This is a genomic window from Roseovarius carneus (assembly GCF_020141465.1).
GTDB lineage: Bacteria > Pseudomonadota > Alphaproteobacteria > Rhodobacterales > Rhodobacteraceae > Roseovarius > Roseovarius carneus.
The window spans coordinates 1,033,025-1,051,020 of record NZ_JAHSPD010000001.1 but is presented as its reverse complement, the minus strand read 5'-3'; the positions used below and the strand labels follow the sequence as shown (position 1 = coordinate 1,051,020).

17 protein-coding genes and 1 pseudogene are annotated in these 17,996 nt (G+C 59.9%); 6 read left to right on the top strand and 12 right to left on the bottom strand.

The features are described 5' to 3' along the window. Window positions 1-45: 45 nt before the first annotated feature. Window positions 46-675 carry a hypothetical protein gene (locus tag KUD11_RS05175; protein WP_109385998.1) on the bottom strand — a complete coding sequence of 210 codons (630 nt, stop codon included), beginning with the start codon at window positions 673-675 and terminating at the stop codon, window positions 46-48. 14 nt (window positions 676-689) lie between these two features. Beyond that, on the bottom strand, window positions 690-1,292 hold the full coding sequence (locus tag KUD11_RS05170; protein WP_109386000.1) for a LysE family translocator: 603 nt from the start codon (window positions 1,290-1,292) through the stop codon (window positions 690-692). Window positions 1,293-1,496: 204 nt separating this feature from the next. On the opposite strand from KUD11_RS05170, the gene zapE reads away from it, so the two are divergent. After that, entirely contained in the window at window positions 1,497-2,552 is a 1,056-nt protein-coding gene (zapE, locus tag KUD11_RS05165) for a cell division protein ZapE (protein ID WP_109388201.1), read from the top strand. Here zapE and KUD11_RS05160 read toward each other — a convergent pair. After that, the gene (locus KUD11_RS05160) at window positions 2,549-3,253 is read right to left on the bottom strand and encodes an HAD family hydrolase (RefSeq protein WP_109386002.1); all 705 of its coding nucleotides are present in this window, start codon (window positions 3,251-3,253) and stop codon (window positions 2,549-2,551) included. The genes zapE and KUD11_RS05160 overlap by 4 nt on opposite strands. A gap of 91 nt (window positions 3,254-3,344) precedes the next feature. Here KUD11_RS05160 and clpS point away from each other — a divergent pair, with 91 nt between their 5' ends. Genes clpS through hemF form a run of 4 tightly spaced genes read left to right on the top strand, consistent with a single transcriptional unit; the run spans window position 3,345 to window position 6,472 of the window. Further along, the gene (gene clpS / locus KUD11_RS05155) at window positions 3,345-3,677 is read left to right on the top strand and encodes an ATP-dependent Clp protease adapter ClpS (protein ID WP_109388203.1); all 333 of its coding nucleotides are present in this window, start codon (window positions 3,345-3,347) and stop codon (window positions 3,675-3,677) included. 7 nt (window positions 3,678-3,684) lie between these two features. Further along, window positions 3,685-4,674 carry a class I SAM-dependent methyltransferase gene (locus KUD11_RS05150; RefSeq protein WP_109386004.1) on the top strand — a complete coding sequence of 330 codons (990 nt, stop codon included), beginning with the start codon at window positions 3,685-3,687 and terminating at the stop codon, window positions 4,672-4,674. A 51-nt stretch (window positions 4,675-4,725) separates the two neighbouring features. Next, complete coding sequence (locus KUD11_RS05145) at window positions 4,726-5,529, top strand: SDR family NAD(P)-dependent oxidoreductase (RefSeq protein ID WP_109386006.1); 804 nt, start codon at window positions 4,726-4,728, stop codon at window positions 5,527-5,529. A 52-nt stretch (window positions 5,530-5,581) separates the two neighbouring features. Beyond that, a complete protein-coding gene (hemF, locus tag KUD11_RS05140; protein ID WP_109386009.1) occupies window positions 5,582-6,472 on the top strand; it encodes an oxygen-dependent coproporphyrinogen oxidase in 891 nt (296 codons plus the stop codon). Here the strand turns inward: hemF and KUD11_RS05135 are convergent. The 6 genes from KUD11_RS05135 to KUD11_RS05110 all read right to left on the bottom strand — a co-directional run bounded on the left by KUD11_RS05135 (window position 6,469) and on the right by KUD11_RS05110 (window position 12,327). Next, the gene (locus KUD11_RS05135; RefSeq protein WP_224380155.1) at window positions 6,469-7,389 is read right to left on the bottom strand and encodes an endonuclease/exonuclease/phosphatase family protein; all 921 of its coding nucleotides are present in this window, start codon (window positions 7,387-7,389) and stop codon (window positions 6,469-6,471) included. The two genes, hemF and KUD11_RS05135, sit on opposite strands and share 4 nt — an antisense overlap. A gap of 101 nt (window positions 7,390-7,490) precedes the next feature. Beyond that, the gene (locus KUD11_RS05130) at window positions 7,491-8,267 is read right to left on the bottom strand and encodes a hypothetical protein (RefSeq protein WP_224380154.1); all 777 of its coding nucleotides are present in this window, start codon (window positions 8,265-8,267) and stop codon (window positions 7,491-7,493) included. Window positions 8,268-8,628: 361 nt separating this feature from the next. Further along, entirely contained in the window at window positions 8,629-9,234 is a 606-nt protein-coding gene (gene leuD, locus KUD11_RS05125) for a 3-isopropylmalate dehydratase small subunit (RefSeq protein ID WP_109386013.1), read from the bottom strand. Continuing rightward, window positions 9,234-10,637, bottom strand: coding sequence for a 3-isopropylmalate dehydratase large subunit (leuC, locus tag KUD11_RS05120; protein WP_109386015.1), 1,404 nt, complete (start codon window positions 10,635-10,637; stop codon window positions 9,234-9,236). Before leuC ends, leuD begins: the two co-directional genes overlap by 1 nt. A gap of 494 nt (window positions 10,638-11,131) precedes the next feature. Next, complete coding sequence (locus tag KUD11_RS05115; RefSeq protein WP_109386017.1) at window positions 11,132-11,833, bottom strand: response regulator; 702 nt, start codon at window positions 11,831-11,833, stop codon at window positions 11,132-11,134. Next, window positions 11,830-12,327, bottom strand: coding sequence for a MarR family winged helix-turn-helix transcriptional regulator (locus KUD11_RS05110; protein ID WP_109388207.1), 498 nt, complete (start codon window positions 12,325-12,327; stop codon window positions 11,830-11,832). The genes KUD11_RS05115 and KUD11_RS05110 overlap by 4 nt, the downstream gene beginning before the upstream one ends. Before the next feature lie 164 nt (window positions 12,328-12,491). Here KUD11_RS05110 and KUD11_RS05105 point away from each other — a divergent pair, with 164 nt between their 5' ends. Further along, a complete protein-coding gene (locus tag KUD11_RS05105; RefSeq protein ID WP_109388209.1) occupies window positions 12,492-13,358 on the top strand; it encodes a branched-chain amino acid aminotransferase in 867 nt (288 codons plus the stop codon). 686 nt (window positions 13,359-14,044) lie between these two features. Here the strand turns inward: KUD11_RS05105 and KUD11_RS05100 are convergent. The 3 genes and pseudogenes from KUD11_RS05100 to KUD11_RS05090 form a co-directional block, all read right to left on the bottom strand. Then, a pseudogene (locus KUD11_RS05100) lies at window positions 14,045-14,923 on the bottom strand (ABC transporter permease); the annotation flags it as partial. A 12-nt stretch (window positions 14,924-14,935) separates the two neighbouring features. Beyond that, window positions 14,936-16,594 (bottom strand): ABC transporter permease, encoded by a 1,659-nt coding sequence (locus tag KUD11_RS05095; RefSeq protein WP_109386021.1) that lies wholly within the window; start codon window positions 16,592-16,594, stop codon window positions 14,936-14,938. Window positions 16,595-16,814: 220 nt separating this feature from the next. Next, window positions 16,815-17,918 (bottom strand): extracellular solute-binding protein, encoded by a 1,104-nt coding sequence (locus KUD11_RS05090; RefSeq protein WP_109386023.1) that lies wholly within the window; start codon window positions 17,916-17,918, stop codon window positions 16,815-16,817. Window positions 17,919-17,996: the final 78 nt, after the last annotated feature.

Genomic DNA, 17,996 nt, shown 5'->3' with positions numbered 1-17,996 from the left:
TAAAAGTGCTGCAAACTATATGGCCGCGCCGGGCGGGGAATGCAATCAGGCTTGGCTGAGCGCCGCGCGCAGGGCCATCTCGGGTGAGGCAAGAACCGGGATGGGAAGGCCGCTCAGCATCGGTGCGGCCCTGGCCATGGAGGCTTGGGCCAGCACGACGCAGGCGGCCCCAGGCACCGCGCTCAGGTTCTCGCGGATGGCGGTGGCGATGACGGCGGCAAAGGCCTCATCCTCGCCCGCCTCAAAAAGGGGCCAGAACTGCGCAAGGCTCAGCGCATGAACTTTGGCCTTGTGGCCCTCAGCCTCCAGCGCCGCGTCCAGAAGGGCGGCTGACGGGGCAAGCGTACTGGGCAGGCAATAGGCCATGACGATGCTGCCTTGGGCCTTTGCCGCGATCTTTGCGGCGGCCTGCATCATCGGCGCGTCAATTCGGATCGCGCCCGCCTCAACGGCCTGAGGCCCTAGCGTGGTGCACGTGCAGAGCACGGGGCCGGGGGCGGCAGCTATGGCCTTTGCAATCTCGGCCCTGAGGGTGTCGTCCACACCATCCTGCGCCCGCTCCAGCCAATCTGCGCGTACATGATGGGTCAGCTTTGCCTCGGGCGCGATACGTGCGGCCAGCGCGTCAAAAGCGGCGCGGTGAACCTCGGCGGTATGCAAAAGTGTCAGGGTCATGTCAGTCTCTCCGGCTAGCTTGTCGGGGGCCATAGCACCGGAATAAGGGTCGCGACCAGCAAGATTGCCATGGTGATGTTGAAGACACGCAGCCGCTTGGGGCTGCTCAGCACGCGGCGCATCTGAAGGCCCAGCGCCGTCCAGCTTGTCGTGGAGACCAGCGAGACCAGAAGATAGGTCCCCGCCACCCACAAAAGCGCCGTGAGGTCCCGCGCCGTGGCGTAAAGCGTGATCGCCGAGAGGGCCATGGTCCACGCTTTGGGGTTTACCCATTGGAAGGCGGCGGCTTGTAGAAACGTCAGCGGGCGGCCCTCGGCCTTGGCGGCTTGCGGAGGGGCCGCATTTGCGATTTTCCACGCCAGATAGAGCAGGTAGACCACACTCAATACCTTGAGCACGGTGTCGATGATCGGGAACATCTCGAAGACCTGCATGATCCCGATCCCCACCATGAATGTGAGAACCGGCATCCCGATGCCAATGCCGAACATATGCGGCACCGTCCGGCGGAACCCGAAATTGGCCCCCGACGCCATGAGCATCAGATTGTTCGGCCCCGGTGTGATCACGGTGACGAGGGCGAAGGTGAAAAGCGCTGTGTAAATCTCGAATGTCATGGGCGCGGCATGGCTTGGAGGCAGGGCTGAATTTGCATATCGGGGGTCCCTGAGATGGCCTTGTCTCCCGCGCGGCTCATGCGCACGGGTGGGGCAGACCCTGACACGCGGCGCGCGGATGGGCAATATCGCGCGGGCGTCTCTCTGCAACCTGCGCGCCTAAACCGCTTTTCAGCGCCCGACGCGCGCGTTATCCCAACGCGGATGGAAACCATGCCCGAGATTTACGCCCGCCTCTGCGCCGACGGCACCCTCACCGCGGACCCGGCGCAAGAGGCCGTGATGCCCGAGTTTGAGCGGATGCGCGCGGCGCTGAGTGAGCCTGTGCGCACGGGATGGTTCCGCAAGACCCCTGAGCCGCCCAAGGGCCTCTATCTTTGGGGCGGGGTGGGGCGGGGCAAGTCCATGTTGATGGATATGTTCGCAGCCTCGCTCACCGTGCCCAACAGGCGGGTGCATTTTCACGCCTTCATGCAGGAAATCCACGCCGGGCTGCACGCCGCGCGGCAAGAGGGGGTGGAGGATGCGCTGGCCCCTGTTGCGGCAAAGGTGGCGCAGGATGTGCGCCTGTTGGCGTTTGACGAAATGCAGATCACCGACATCACCGATGCGATGATCGTCGGGCGGCTCTTTGAGGCGCTTTTCGCCGCCGGGGTCGTGGTCGTGACCACCTCCAACCGCGTGCCGGATGATCTGTATCTGCACGGGCTGAACCGGCAGCTTTTCCTGCCCTTCATCGCCCTTTTGAAGGAACGGATGGTGGTCCATCATCTGGCCTCACCTACCGATTACCGTCAGGACCGGATCGCGGGCAGCAAAACCTATTTCACACCCCTTGGCCCCGAGGCGCAGGCGGAGATCAGCACCCTTTGGGAGAACCTCACCGAAGGACAGGCCGCCCCCCATACCCTGACCGTCCAGAAACGCAGCGTTGAGATCCCCGGCTTTCACAATGGCGTGGCACGGGCCAGCTTTTATGACCTTTGTGGCAAGCCCCTTGGCCCTGCCGATTACCTCGCACTGGCCGAGGCAGTTCGGGTTTTGGTGGTGGAGAACATCCCGCAGCTTAGCCGTCAGAATTTTAATGAGGCCAAGAGGTTCGTCACGCTGATCGACGCGCTTTATGAGGCTAAAGTGCAGCTCATCTGCTCGGCGGCGGCGGAGCCCGAGATGCTCTATGTCGAGGGTGAAGGCACGTTTGAGTTTGAGCGCACGGCGTCGCGCCTGCGCGAAATGCAATCAGAGGAGTGGGCGGGCTAAAACCCCAACTGTGCAGGCAAGGCCCCAAAATCCGCGATCTGAATGAAGCGCGGATGATCGGGGGCCTCGGCCTGCTCATACTCCCACGTCAAGGCGGCGGGCACATGCACCGCCCAGCTGCCCACACCCAGCATCGGCAATATATCAGAGCGCAGCGAATTGCCCACCATCAACGCCTCCTCCGGCGCGACACCCTCGCCGGACAGGATGCGAGCATAAACGGCCTCGGTCTTGTCACTCACGATATGCACGGCGCGGAAATGATCCCCAAGGCCCGAGGCGGCCAGCTTGCGCTCTTGATCCAGAAGCTCTCCCTTGGTGATGAGGATCAGCGGCCTCTGCGCCGCAAGCGTGTCCAGAACCTCAGCCACATGCGGCAGCAATTGCACTGGATGGGCCAGCATCTCCTGCCCTTCGGCGATGATCTGCGAGATTACCGATGCGGGCACGGCACCCTGCGTTACCTCGATCGCCGTCTCGATCATCGACAGGGTAAAGCCCTTGATGCCAAACCCATAGCGCCCCAGATTGCGCGCCTCTGCGGCCACAAGGCGCGCGCGCATGCCCTCGGGCGGCGCGTAATCCGCCAGAAGGTCCGCGAATCTCGCATGCGCCCCACGATAGAATTCCTCATTCCGCCAGAGCGTATCATCCGCATCAAAGGCGATACATCGCAGATTTGCGTCCCTTAGACACGTCATTGCACCCCACACCCCCTTTTCAGCCCTACCCTCCAAGCTATATAGACGTCACACCATGACAACAGCCAAACCGCACGAGATTCCGCTTCCCATGCCCCTTATTTTTGCCGGTCCAGATAATGACGATGACAGCGATGCATCCGTCGTGGTCGCCACGCGGCCAAAGACAAAGCGCCCGCCGCTTTACAAGGTGATGTTGCTCAATGACGATTACACCCCGATGGAATTCGTGGTGGCCGTGCTTGAGCGGTTCTTCGGGCTGAATCATGCGCAGGCGTTTGAGATCATGCTGACTGTGCACAAGAAAGGTCTGGCCGTTGTCGGCGTCTTCAGCCATGAGATTGCGGAGACCAAAGTGGCGCAGGTGATGGATTTCGCCCGCCAGCATCAGCACCCGCTGCAATGCACAATGGAAAAGGAATAGGCCCGGTTTGACCGCGCTTCGTTTGCCTCTGGCGCTGGAAAGTGGCCTTGCGTTGCCCGAGGGTGGGCGTATCGCGGTGTTCGCACCCCGCGTCGGGGATGATCTGAGCGCGCTCGGGGATGCGCCGGTGCATGTGATCACCACGGCCAAACCGGATCATGATTACTTCGCGGGGCTGGGCTACGCCTGCAACACCGTGCCCGAGGGGCGTTATGGCGCGTCCGTGGTCTGCATCCCCCGCGCCAAGGAACTGGCCCGCGCCCTGATCGCGGAGGCCGCATCGGTGACGGATGGTCCGGTGATCATCGACGGGCTCAAGACCGACGGGATCGAATCGGTGCTCAAATCCTGCCGCAAGGCCGCCGATGGCGTGGCGGGGCCGATCAACAAGGCCCATGGCAAGCTCTTCTGGATGGACCCCGCGCCGGACCTCTCCACATGGATGTCGGCGGGCCAAAGCGAGATCGAGGGCGGGTTCGTCACCGCGCCCGGCGTTTTCTCGGCCGACGCCGTGGATGGCGCATCAGAGGCGCTGATGGCGGAGCTGCCAGAGACAATCGGCGGGCATGTGATCGACCTGGGCGCGGGCTGGGGCTATCTGAGTGCCATGGCGCTGAGCCGCGAGAAGATCAGCCAGATCGACCTTGTGGAGGCCGACCATACCGCGTTGGACTGCGCGCGCCACAACGTGGCGGATGCGCGGGCGCGGTTCCACTGGGACGACGCGCTGCGCTGGCGGCCCGAGGCACTGGCCGATATCGTGTTGATGAACCCGCCTTTCCACAGCGGACGCACCGCCGATCCCAAGCTGGGGCAGGCTTTTATTCGCGCAGCCGCCGGGATGTTGAAGCCCGCAGGGCACCTCTGGATGGTTGCCAACCGCCACCTGCCATACGAGAGCGTGCTCAGCGAAGCCTTTGGCGAGCTGCGCGAGGTTGCAGGCGACAATCGGTTCAAAGTGCTCCATGCGCGCCGTCCGTCTCGCGCCCGGCGCTGAACTATCCTAAGCTTGCCCCCGACTCACCCTGTCGCAAGGATCTGATCCCCCATGTCTCTTTCGATCTCTGGCAAGACCGCCATCGTCACGGGTGGTGCAAACGGTATCGGCCTCGCCATTGGGCGGCATTTTGCGGACAAGGGCGCGAATGTGATGTTCGCCGATATGGACGAAGAAGGGCTGGTAGAGCAACTGGGCGAACGTGGGGAGGGTGACACGATCCGCTATTTTGCGGGCGACCTGCGCGAGAAGCTGACGCTCACCAACCTGCTGTCGGCCACGCTTGATGCGTTCGATTCGGTCGATATTCTGGTCAACGCATCGCGGCAGATGGTCAAGTCGGACCCGCTCAACCCCGATGATGATGGGGTGGAGATGCTCTTGCAACAAAACCTGATGACCTCACTGCGCCTCAGCCAGCTTGTGGCGAAACGGATGATCAAGCAGGGCGAGGAGAATGACGAGGCCAATTGCGTCGGCTCCATCATCAACCTCTCGTCGATTGCCGCGCGACGCACGCATCCCGATCTTCTGGCTTATTCAGTGTCCACGGCAGCGCTTGACCAGATGACACGCTCGCTTGCGGTCACGCTGGCGCCGCACCGGATCCGGGTGAACGCGGTCGCGTTCGGCTCGGTGATGAGCGCATCCCTACAAACGACGCTCAAGGAAAATGCCGATTACCGCAAGGATATCGAGCAGCACACACCGATGGGGCGCATTGCCTCGCCCGGAGAGCTTGCCGAGGCGGTACAGTTTTTGGCCAGCGACAGCGCCGATTTCATGACCGGGCAAATCTTGACACTGGACGGCGGGCGCTCCCTTGTGGATCCTGTCGCAGCCCCCGCGCATTAAATGCGCGCTCCTGCGCCCTGCATGGGCGTCTTCGCCTTTGGAAAGGACTCAAATGACCGCTGATTTTGACACTGAAAAGCGCCGCGCGGCGGCATGGTTCCGCGATCTGCGTGACCAGATTGTGTCCGCCTTCGAGGGGTTGGAAGACAGCCACGCAGACGGGCCCATGTCCGATGCCCCCCCTGCGCGCTTTGAGGTCAGCGAGACAACCCGCAGCGCCGAGGATGGCAGCGATGCGGGCGGCGGCCTGATGAGCGTGATGCGCGAAGGCCGGGTGTTCGAGAAAGTCGGCGTGAACGTGTCCGAGGTTTACGGCACGCTGGGTGCCTCGGCGCAAAAGGCGATGGCCGCGCGGGGTGTGCCCGGTATGGAGGACGATCCAAGCTTCTGGGCCAGCGGCATCTCCCTCGTGGCGCATATGCAGAACCCGCATTGCCCCGCCGTGCATATGAACACGCGGATGTTCTGGACCCCGCATGCGTGGTGGTTCGGCGGCGGATCGGACCTGAACCCCTGTCTTGAATATGCCGAGGACACCGCGCATTTTCATGCAGCTCAGAAAGCCCATCTCGACCCGCATGGTGAGGCGCTTTACCCCGAGTTGAAGGCTTGGGCGGATGAGTATTTCTTCATCCCGCACCGGGGCCGGGCGCGCGGCGTGGGTGGCATTTTCATGGATGATCGCAACACCGGCGATTGGGAGGCGGATTTTGCGCTGACCCAAGATATTGGCCGCGCGTTTCTGCCCGCCTTCACGCCCTTGATCGAGAAGCGGCGCGTGCAGGATTGGACCGATGCCGACAAGGATGCGCAGTTGATCCATCGTGGCCTCTATGCGGAATACAACCTTGTCTATGATCGCGGCACGAAGTTTGGCCTCGCCACCGGGCATGACGCCAATGCGGTGCTGATGTCGCTGCCGCCTTTTGCGAAATGGGTCTAGCCGCCTAACGCCAGATCGACCCAAACAATGCGGTGCCGGCCCGCCACATCAGACCCTACGGGCCAGTGGACGCCGGCACCCACCACCTGCCAATCGCGCGAGGGCAGGACATAGCTGACCCGTAGCTCGCCCAGCTCAATCCCACTCCAATCCACGGTCTCAAGGCCCCCGTTTGGCCGCGCAGGCCGTGGGTCTTGCAGGCGCGGATCGGCCAGCAGACCTGTAATGGCGGATTTGATCCCTTCACCCTTCACGGAGTCCTGATTGCTATGGCCCAGCAGGACAAAGCGCGAGTCGGGGGCGGGGGCGGGGCCGAACGCACCGTCCATATAATGCTGCCAGAACACGATCTGATCATGGTTGCGCCGCCCGTTGCGATCCTCGACCCCATCAAAAACCGGGGCACCTGCGTGGAAGGCCATGAGGGTGAGCGGGCCAGACGGATGCCGGATTGGCACGACCCAATGCGCGGTTGTGGACAAGCGCAAGGCGGCTTGTGCAGCTTCAGACGGGAAGGGTAGGCCGTTGACGGTGGGCAAGAGCGCATTCGGCACCTCGCGCCACAAAATCTGCGAAAAATCACGCACGCCCTCACCCTCCACCGGATAGCGTGACAGCAGCGCCATACCCCCCTGCCCCGAAAACTCGCCATAGCCTTGCGCATCTTCTGGCTCACCCAGCCGCCCATCGCCGTCCATATCGAGCCTCGTCGTCATGCCGGTGTTTGGGCGCAGCGCGAAGACTTCCGTGTAGAGCGGGCCAGCCTCGGAAATCTGGTCGCGCAGCGCCGTCAGCGCAGCCAGTCCGAGATCATAATCGACGTTTTGCAACAAGATGATATCGGGGGCTACCTCTGCAATCATCCGCACAACGGCGTCCACCTGAGCGTCCTGCCCGCGCAAGATATCGCGCAGCAAAAGGCCCGGCCCATCGCGTTTAAGCTCGGTGTTGAAGGTCGCGATGCGGAGCGTATCGGCCGCAGCCGCACTGGCAAAAAACAGCGCCGCACAGAAGAGGGTCAGACTGTTTGAAACGCGTCCTCGGCCTTGGCATAGGCCCGGCGACGCTTGGCCGTGATCAGCTCGGCCACGCGGTGCAAGGCAAGGCCGCGCATGATCATTCCTGCTGGCACGAAGGCCCATATCACAATTATCCAGATCACGGTTTGCGGGCTCAGCAGCGCGGAGCGGTCGAAGAAATTAACCAAAACCACGAAAAGCGCCGGGAGCAAGAATGGCAGCAGAAACCCTAACGAAAGGTTAAGGGCCGAGTCGCGATGAAGTCGCACCACCACATCGCCGCCGCCCGTCGGGTCAAAGAGCGGCAGGTTCAGCCACACGTTGAATGCCCCGCGCCGAACCGGCCAGCCCCAGATCCGGACCAGCGCCAGAAACACGAACACCATCACCATCGACAGACCATAACAAAGCGCGGCCAGAAGGCGGATGATCTGGGTATCGCCCTCAGACAGGTTTGCGGGCAGCACAGACAAAAGAAGGCGCACCGGGGAATATGGAAAATCGAGCGCCGCCGCCATGCCACCCGAAAGCTGGGTCAAAAGCACGCTCCACGAGCCGGGCGTCTCCGCCCCCCGCATGATCAAACAGCACGCCAAAAGGGCCACCGCGCCAAAGCCGAACTTCATCCGGTTAAAGGGGGCCGCAAAGCGGAACTCAACGATGCTGGGCGCGCGGGATGTGTATTCCATGAATACCATGGCACCGGCGAGCACGCTGATCAGGACGACAATCTGATTGGTGTCAGACGCAGCGGACGGCAGCAAAAGAGAGGGCATTGCCAAAAGCAACGCCAGCAAAAATGCACGCAATACAGCGCCAGTAAGTTTTGCAACCACTGCCCAATCCCTTCAACTTGGCCTGCTTCGATACGGTGCCGAAGCGTTGTCCCAAACTGATCCCGCGCGTTATGGCGGTATGCCTCAATTCAGTCTCATTCTTGCCTTGTTTGCGTCCCGCGCTCAAGAACGGGGGGGTGCAGGGCATTGAAATTAAGCGAGACGGGCAGGAAACTGGTGCGCGATTACATCAATGCACTTAATCCCAATTGGGCTGTCCACTAGATATGGCGGGTACGCCAAAAGGCGGCACAAGCGGCCCACCAAGGAGGCAGGCCGCTTGTCTTAGGCTTTGGTATTTTCACACCCAAGGGCGCGCTGTGCTTGCTGAGGCTTCAAACGTGTCGATCGCGGCGGCCTTCTCCATGGTCAGGCCGATATCGTCGAGCCCTTCCAGAAGGCAATGCTTTTTGAACGCATCGACCTCAAAGCTGATCGTGGCGCCGTCCGATGTGGTCACAGTCTGCGCTGCTAGATCGACCTCAATCCGCGCGTTCGATCCCTTCTGCGCCTCGGCCATCAGGAGATCAACCTGCTCTTGCGGCAGGGCGATTGGCAGAATGCCGTTCTTGAAGCAGTTGTTGTAGAAAATATCCGCAAAGCTGGGCGCAATGACGCAGCGGATGCCGAAATCCTTGATCGCCCAAGGCGCGTGCTCACGCGATGAGCCACAGCCAAAATTATCGCCCGCAACAAGGATCTCCGCATCGCGGTAGGCTGGCTGGTTCAGCACGAATTCCGGGATTTCCTTACCGTCATCGGCGTAGCGCATCTCATCGAAGAGGTTCACACCCAGCCCCGAGCGCTTGATCGTCTTGAGGAACTGCTTGGGGATGATCATGTCCGTGTCGATGTTGATCATCGGCATCGGTGCCGCAATCCCGCTGAGTTTGTCGAATTTGTCCATCACATCATCTCCCGCACGTCAGTGAGTTTTCCGGTCACAGCCGCCGCCGCCGCCATGGCGGGGCTCATCAGATGGGTGCGCCCGCCGCGGCCCTGACGGCCCTCGAAATTGCGGTTGGACGTGGCCGCGCATCGCTCACCGGGGCTGAGTTGATCTGGGTTCATCGCAAGGCACATGGAGCAGCCGGCAAGGCGCCATTCGAAACCGGCCTCCTTGAAGATATCAGCCAGCCCCTCTTCTTCGGCCTGTGCGCGCACAAGGCCCGAGCCGGGCACGATCATCGCACGCTTGACCGCGATTTTCTTGCCCTTGAGGATCGCGGCCGCCGCGCGCAGATCCTCGATCCGGCCATTGGTACAGGAGCCGATGAAGACCGTATCAATCTCCACATCTCGCAAAGGCGTGCCAGCAGTCAGGCCCATATAATCAAGCGAACGCTGCGCTGCTTCGACCTTGCCACCAGAAAAGTCCGACGCGGAAGGCACCGACGCGGTGACTGGCAGCACATCCTCGGGGCTGGTACCCCAAGTCACGACGGGGGCAATATCCTCCCCCCTCAGGGTCACGACCTTGTCCCAATGCGCGTCATCATCGCTGTAAAGCGTCTTCCACCACGCCAGCGCCGCATCCCAATCCGCCCCTTTCGGTGCATTGGGGCGACCATTGCAATACTCAAAGGTTTTCTCGTCAGGCGCAATCAGGCCCGCGCGCGCGCCACCCTCGATCGCCATGTTGCAGACCGTCATCCGACCTTCCATGCTCAGATCGCGGATCGCCTCGCCGCAATATTCGATGACATAGCCGGTGCCCCCCGCAGTGCCGGTAACACCAATCACCGACAGCGTTATGTCCTTGGCCGTGACACCCGGCGCGAGCTTGCCAGTGATCTCGACCTTCATGTTCTTGCCCTTGCGCTGGATCAGCGTCTGGGTCGCCAGAACATGCTCCACCTCGGACGTGCCGATCCCGTGGGCCAAAGCGCCAAACGCGCCATGGGTGGCCGTGTGGCTGTCACCGCAGACAACGGTCATGCCGGGCAGGGTCCAGCCCTGCTCGGGGCCGACGATATGCACGATCCCCTGACGCATATCCGAGACCGGGTAATAATGCAGCCCGAACTCCTTGGCGTTGGTATCAAGCGCCTCGACTTGAATACGGCTATCCTCGGTCATGGTCTCGGCGTTGGCCCGGTCCAGCGTGGTCGGCACGTTGTGATCCGGCACAGCGATGGTCTTGTCGGGCGCGCGCACGGTGCGGCCCGTCATACGAAGCCCCTCAAAGGCTTGCGGGCTTGTCACCTCATGGACAAGATGGCGATCAATATACAAAAGGCAGGTGCCGTCATCGGCTTCGTGCACCAGATGCGCATCCCAGATTTTATCATAGAGCGTTTTGGGGGACATAGGTCCTCTCCCGTTTTTGGTTTTCAGATGGAATTCAAACGTGACAAAGGGCAGCGCAGCTCATAGCCGGGCTAGTATACTACACGCCGCACCAAAAAACCGCCAAGGCAGGCGCGCGCGATCATCCATGTCAATAATCCGTGTCATGCCCCCGAGATACAGCCGATCCACCTTTCCCGCAAGAGTGGCGCAATCCGCAGCTTCAAAAGAGTGTCACGCTTCCCTTTCGGTCGGATCACCTAGACTGCGGCCGCGGTTATGGATATTTAGAGCAAGAAGAAGCACAAGTGCCTTCCCCTTCTTCTTGCCAAAAATATCCGAATGCGTTTCCCGAAAATTCAGGCTGTCGGCTTTTTGTGATACGCTGCGTCAGATGAAATCGTTGCTAGCGTTTCAAGGTAGTTAAGCGCCGGGGCCTTAACGCGCAACATCCCCGCTGCGTGCACGCAAAACCAACCCTGTGCGCCGAAGGCGCTCCTTTGGATCAGTCAGGCTTAGTCGGGGGCGAGCATATAGCCTTCGCCGCGCACCGTTTGCAGGTAGCGGGGCTGTTTGGGATCAGCCTCAATCTTGCGGCGCAGGCGGGTGATCTGCACATCCACGGCTCGCTCTTGCGCTTGCCCCCGGTCCCGTCCCAGATCCTCGACCAGTTTGGCACGGCTCACCGGCTGGCGCAGATGGCCCGAGAAGATGCGCATCAGTTGGGTTTCGGTCGCCGTGAGGCGCACGACATCCTCGCCGCGCATCAGCTCGGCGCGCTCCATATCATATCGCATGGGGCCAAGTTGCAGCACTTTTGGCGTGGTGTTTTCTGGCTGTGGCTCGGGCATACGGCGCAGAATTGCGTTGATCCGGAGTAAAAGCTCTTTCGGCTCAAACGGCTTGGAGAGGTAATCATCCGCCCCCGCCTCAAGCCCCGCAATCCGATCATCGGTTTCGCCTTTGGCAGTGAGCAGCAGAATAGGCGTCGTTAGTGTTTCGCGCAGCTCCCGTGTCAGGGCCACGCCATCCTCACCCGGCATCATCACGTCCAGCACGATGAGGTCAAACTCCAAGCCCCCCAGCACACGCCGCGTATGGGCCGCATCGCGTGCGACCGACACAAGAAACCCCTGCCGCGCCAGAAACTTGCGCAGGAGGCCGCGGATACGCTCATCGTCGTCAACAATCAGCAAATGGGGGGCAGGAGCACTCATGGGGATACCTCTCTGAGGGCATGATACCGACGGCGCGAGTCCGGGTCCATCATTGCTTCCAGCACTTGCCGAAACCCGGCCACAGCCTCTGGCCCCGCTGCGCGGTAAGCCGCGCGCATTCGGGCACGTTGTGCATCACTTAGGCGGCGTTCAAGCGCGTGGCCTGTGTCGGTCAGCTCCAGATTGCGCTCGCGCTTGTCCGAGGTGCCCACACGGCTTTCGACCAGACCGTCCTCCACCAAGGTGCGCAGGACGCGATTGAGCGATTGTTTTGTCACCCCGAGGATGTTCAGCAGATTGTTGACCGTGGTGCCAGGGCTGCGCGCAATGAAATGCAGCGCGCGGTGATGGGCGCGCCCATAGGCCAGATCGGTCAGGATACGGTCTGGATCAGCCGTGAAGCCGCGATAGGCAAAGAACATCGCTTCGATCCCTTGGCGCACCTGCTCATCGGTCAGGAACAAAAGCGTTTCGCCGGTCTGGTTTTCTGGCATGTGGCCGCCTTTGAGCATGTCTGATCCTGCCAAATTTTAAGTCAGCTTTGTTGACATTCCAAGCCCTAACTGGTAGCGAATCGCAGTTTTGTCGTAATTTTATGTCCGCATCGGACGTAACTCACGCAACAAATGCAAATACTGATCCTAAGGGAGCGATGACAATGGCTGGCTATGATGACCGCGACGGCATGATCTGGATGGATGGCAAACTGGTGGATTGGCGCTCGGCCAATGTCCACGTCCTGACCCACGCGATGCATTATGCAAGCTCCGTCTTTGAAGGCGAGCGCGCCTATAACGGCAAAATATTCAAGAGCCGCCAGCATTCTGAGCGACTGCATTTCTCCGCAGGAGAGCTGGATTTTCAAGTGCCCTGGACCGTGGATGAAATCGAGGCGGCCAAGGCTGAAGTCTTGAGCGTGAATGGCCATTCAGACGCCTATGTGCGCGCCGTGGCATGGCGTGGTGCGGGCGAAGATATGGGTGTCGCATCGGCACGCAACCCAGTGCATCTGGCCATCGCAGCGTGGGAATGGGGCGCCTATTATGGTGATGCAAAACTGAAGGGCGCAAAGCTCGACATTTCCAAATGGAAACGGCCCAGCCCCGAGACGATCCCCGTCCATGCCAAGGCGGCGGGGCTCTATATGATCTGCACCACGTCCAAACACGCCGCAGAGGCCAAGGGCTGCTCAGATGCGCTCTTCATGGATTATCGCGGCTATGTGGCCGAGGCGACGGGGGCGAATATCTTCTTCGTGAAGGATGGCGAAGTGCATACGCCACTGGCCGATTGCTTTCTCAACGGCCTCACGCGGCAGACAGTGATCGGGATGCTTAAAGAGCAGGGCGTGATTGTGCATGAGCGGATCATCATGCCCGATGAGATGGAAGGCTTTGAGCAATGCTGGCTCACCGGCACCGCAGCCGAGGTGACACCCGTGGGGCAGATCGGCGAGTTTCGGTTCGAGGTGGGTGCGATGACGCGCGATATCTCGGCAGCGTATGAGCAGCTGGTGCGGATTTAGGCGCGGGTTGGGGACCTTACGAGCCGTGGCATTTATTAGAATGGGCAGTAACAACTCCAGTAACAAGGATCGGGCAGGTAGCTATTCTAACTAATCAACATTCGTTTACTTTTTAAAAGTAGGCGCTAGAATTTATATAACTCACAGTATTTGTTTATCATTTAAAATCTATGTAAACGGGAAATAAGTATGATTAGAGTAACTTCCGTAGCGTGTACAATAATGTTGTTTCCCACGGCTGGAAACGCTGAAGAATGCTCCAATTACGAAGCGCAAGTATTTCGGCTCGTAGAGCAAGTTGGTTATTTTCAGACTGGAATGGCATTCCAAAAATACGGTTGGTCTAGTGCTGGACCAACAAACGGGTGGCTTGATCAATTTAAAGAAGTTCGTGACAGTGAAGAAAATAGCGAAGGTCTACAGTTCCTTCGTGACTACGGATTTTCGCTAGCTCACGTTTATCAAGTCGCTGATGAATATCGAACCACTGGCTACCTAGACAGTTTCTATCAAGATATGGAGTCTTCAATACAGAAAGCGAAACCTTGTAGCCCATAACGCTCGTTATATTCTCGTGCTGCAATTCACTATTTCATTGCCTGCTTCTGGTGGCAAAAGTGTCGTCGGGATTTTCAACAAAAAAAGGGCACCTAATCGGTGCCCTTCATCTGTTTCGCCTCAAAGCCCTACCCCGGACTAAGCCCGCGCAATCTCTCGGACCGCCGCCGTAGCAGCTCGACCGTGGTCAGCAGCAATATCGAGATCACGACGAGGATTGTGGCCACCGCCAGGATTGTCGGCGAGATTTGCTCGCGCAGGCCGGTGAACATCTGCCATGGCAGGGTTTTTTGCGAGGCCGAGCCGACGAAGAGCACGACGACCACCTCGTCGAAGGATGTGATGAAGGCGAACAGCCCGCCTGAGATCACGCCCGGCAGGATCAGGGGCATCTGGATCTTGAAGAATGTCTTGACCGGGTTTGCCCCCATCGACGCCGCAGCGCGGGTCAGTGAGCGGTCAAAGCCCACCAGCGTGGCCGTCACCGTGATGATCACAAACGGGATGCCGAGGACCGAGTGCGCAAGGATGACCTTCACATAGCCCACGAAATTCTTGTCGAGACCCATCGTGCCTTCCATGAAATTCCCGATCTTGGAGTAGAAAAAGAACATGCCCGTGGCCGAGATGATGAGTGGCACGATCATCGGCGAGATCAGGATCGCCATGATGGCGCGGCGGAAGGGGACGTGGCTCTGGCTGAGGCCGATGGCTGCCAGAGTGCCCAACGTGACCGCAATCACCGTGGCGATGGGCGCGATGATCAGCGAGTTTTTGAAGCTGCGCTGCCATTCGGCATTGGTGAAAAAATCCTGATAATGCTTGAGGCTGAAGCCCTCGGGATCAAGGCGCAGCATCTCGGGCGTGAAGGTGAAAAAATTCTCGGCGTTGAAGCTGAGCGGGATCACCACGAGGATGGGCGTAATCAGGAAGATGAAGATCAGCGCACAGATCACGCGGAAGGCGTAATACCAGACGCGCTGGCCGAACGTGGCGTAGATTGGCAGGCTCATATCGCGTTACCCCAATTTCACGTTGTCGATGCCGACAATCTTGTCATAGGCCCAGTAAAGAACCAGAACCGCCACCAGAAGGATCGTGCCCAATGCCGCCGCAAGGCCCCAGTTGAGCGAGGACGAGATGTGGAAGGCGATCCGGTTGGAGATGAAAATACCCTTGGTGCCGCCGACGATCTCAGGCGTGATATAATAGCCGATGGACAGGATGAAGACGAGGATCGACCCCGCCCCGATGCCCGGAATGGATTGCGGGAAATAGACCCGCCAGAACGCGGTCCAGTTGCTCGCACCCAGCGATTTGGCGGCACGCAGATACGTCGGGTTGATTGTCTGCATCACCGAATACATCGGCAGGATCATGAACGGCAGCAGGATATGCGTCATCGCGATAATCGTGCCGGTCTCGTTGTTGATGAGCGCCAGCCGGTTATCATCAGCCACAAGGCCAATCCACACCAGCGTATCGTTGATCACCCCTTGTTGTTGCAACATCACCTTCCACGCGGAGGTGCGCACCAAAAGCGACGTCCAGAAGGGCAACAACACAAGGATCATCAGCACATTCGCCTGCCGCATCGGCAGGTTGGCCAGCAGCCATGCAATGGGATAGCCCAACACAATACACGCACACATGATCGTCAACGACATGATCAGCGTCCGCACGAAAAGCGTGATCAGAACCTGCCGATCCTCGGGCTGCATTTCGACCCCGGTGGGCGTTTTCTGCATGTCCACGGCATTGAGGAAATACCCGCTTGTATAAGGATCGGAATGGACCTGAATGGTGCGCCACGTGTCGAGATTGACCCAGTCTTCGTCCATCTCTCCGAAAATCTCGGTGTAGTTCGGGGCAGGAAGTCCGCTGGCCTGAAGCGCGCGCAGATTGTCCGCGCCGGGGCCATCATATCCGCTGAGGTCGGCGATGCTCAGATCATTGGCGAGGGCCACGAAGAGCGATTCGAACGGCTTTGTCGCGGCAAGATCATCCTTCTCGATCAAGGATGTCACAACCGCAAAGGCTGTGTATTCGCGCGCCGTGAGTGGCAAAAGCGCCGATATGTCTTGCGATGGCGCGAATTCAAGTTGGCCGCGCGCGGCCTGATCATCCAAGTAGTAAATCCGCTTTTTCTGCGCCTTGACGAGAGCCGTATCAGGTGTCGCACCCTCGGCTCCACGCATCACGCTTTGCCATGTTGCACCGTCGCCCCAAGCCTCATCCACGGCGAGGAAGAGCGTGCGGAAGTCCTTGCCCGCATCGTCAAGCTTGCGGCCCGTCTGCCGAAACAGCGAAGACATGCCTGTACTTTCATAGTTCAGGCGCGAGCCGAGCCGCGTGTGGCGCTTCAGTTCGGTGGCCAGAAACATGTCGTGGTAAAGCGCCTGGTAAACCGGCTCGGGCGGCAGTTCGTCGGACGCCCCGTCCCAATTGGCCAGTTCCCGCGTAGTGTTGGGCAGGGTATCCTCAACAATCTGGTTCTCGACAGAGCGAAAAAGCATGTCGCCAATTGGCATGATGAAGCTGAGCATCACGAAAAGCAAAAGCGGCGCGATGAGGGCCAGCGCCCGCATTTTCTGAACCCTCAGAGCGCGGGTGAGGCTGCGCTTGAGCGGGCGGCCGTCGGCGGCCATCACGGGGGCTTTTGATGCTGTGTCGCTCATATCTCAGAGACCTTTGGCGGGTGCCGCACTGCAGTCTGCGCGAGGCAGAGCGGCGGCAGATGAAAAGCGCAGGGCCGAGGCTGGCAGAATGTCCAAATCGTTGTTCATTTTGCTATCCCTTCCCCGGATGAGGCCCTGTGCGGGCCTGCTTGTTTTTTTAGGGTGATGCGGCCCCATCACGAGGGGCCGCATCCCATTTCAAATCAGCGCAAAGCGCGGATTATTGAGCCAGCCACGCTTGGAATTTCGCATCCATATCGTCGCGATAATCAGCCCAGAACTCGTAGTTGTACAAGAACGTGTTCTCGGCGTTTGCAGGATCGGTAGGCATGTGCGGCGCCATCTCGATACCCAGCTCGGCATGTGTGCCGACCAAAGGAGCGGACGATTTGCGCGCAGGGCCATAGCTGATCCACGAAGCCTGATCGGCCAGACGCTGCGTGTCGGTCGCGAACATGATGTAATCAAGTGCGCGGGCCTGACGCTCGGGGCTGAGGCCGGTGGGAATGATCCAACCGTCAAGGTCGAACACCTGTGCGTCCCAGAGCATGCCGACAGGCTGACCTTGCTCTTCGATCAGGCTGAACAGACGGCCATTATAGGTCGATCCCATGATGACTTCGCCATCGGCCAGAAGCTGGGGCGTGTCGGCACCGGCAGACCACCAGACGACATCGTCCTTGATCGTATCGAGCTTTGCCAGAGCCTGATTCTGGCCCTCTTCGGTCGCCAGCACGTCATAGACGTCTGCCTTGGCCACACCATCACAGAGCAGCGCCCATTCCATGTTGACGATCGGGCGCTTCTCAAGCGACCGCTGGCCGGGATAGGCTTCGGTGTCGAACAGCGCACAGATGCTTGTCGGAGGCGTATCGCCCACCAGATCGGTGCGGTAGCCCACGGTGATCGAATAAACAATCTGCGGAATGAAGCAATCGGACACGATCAGATCACCGAAATCCTCGGTTGCGGGCGTGCCATCGGGGGCAGTTGCCAGCATTGTGTCATGGTCGATTTCCATCGCCAGACCCTCGTCGCAGAGGCGAATGGCGTCGGCCGCAACCACGTCAACAACATCCCATGTGATGTTGCCCGCTTCGTTCATGGCGCGCAGTTTGGCCACGGCCTCGGCAGAGCTGTCATCGTTGATGATGGTCACGCCGGTCTTCTCGGAATAGGGCGTGTGGTACGCGTTCTGCTGCGACTTGGTGTAGGCCCCGCCCCAGCTGACGATGGTCATTTCCATCGGCATGTCCTGAGCAGCGGCCATACCAGCCGCAACCGTCAGAGCCGTTGTGGCCATAAGTGATTTACGAAGTTTCATTATAGTCTCCCTAAGTGATCCCGTTATTTGCTTGGTGAGGCCCCTGCCACGGGATGGGCTCGGAACCTCTATTCAATC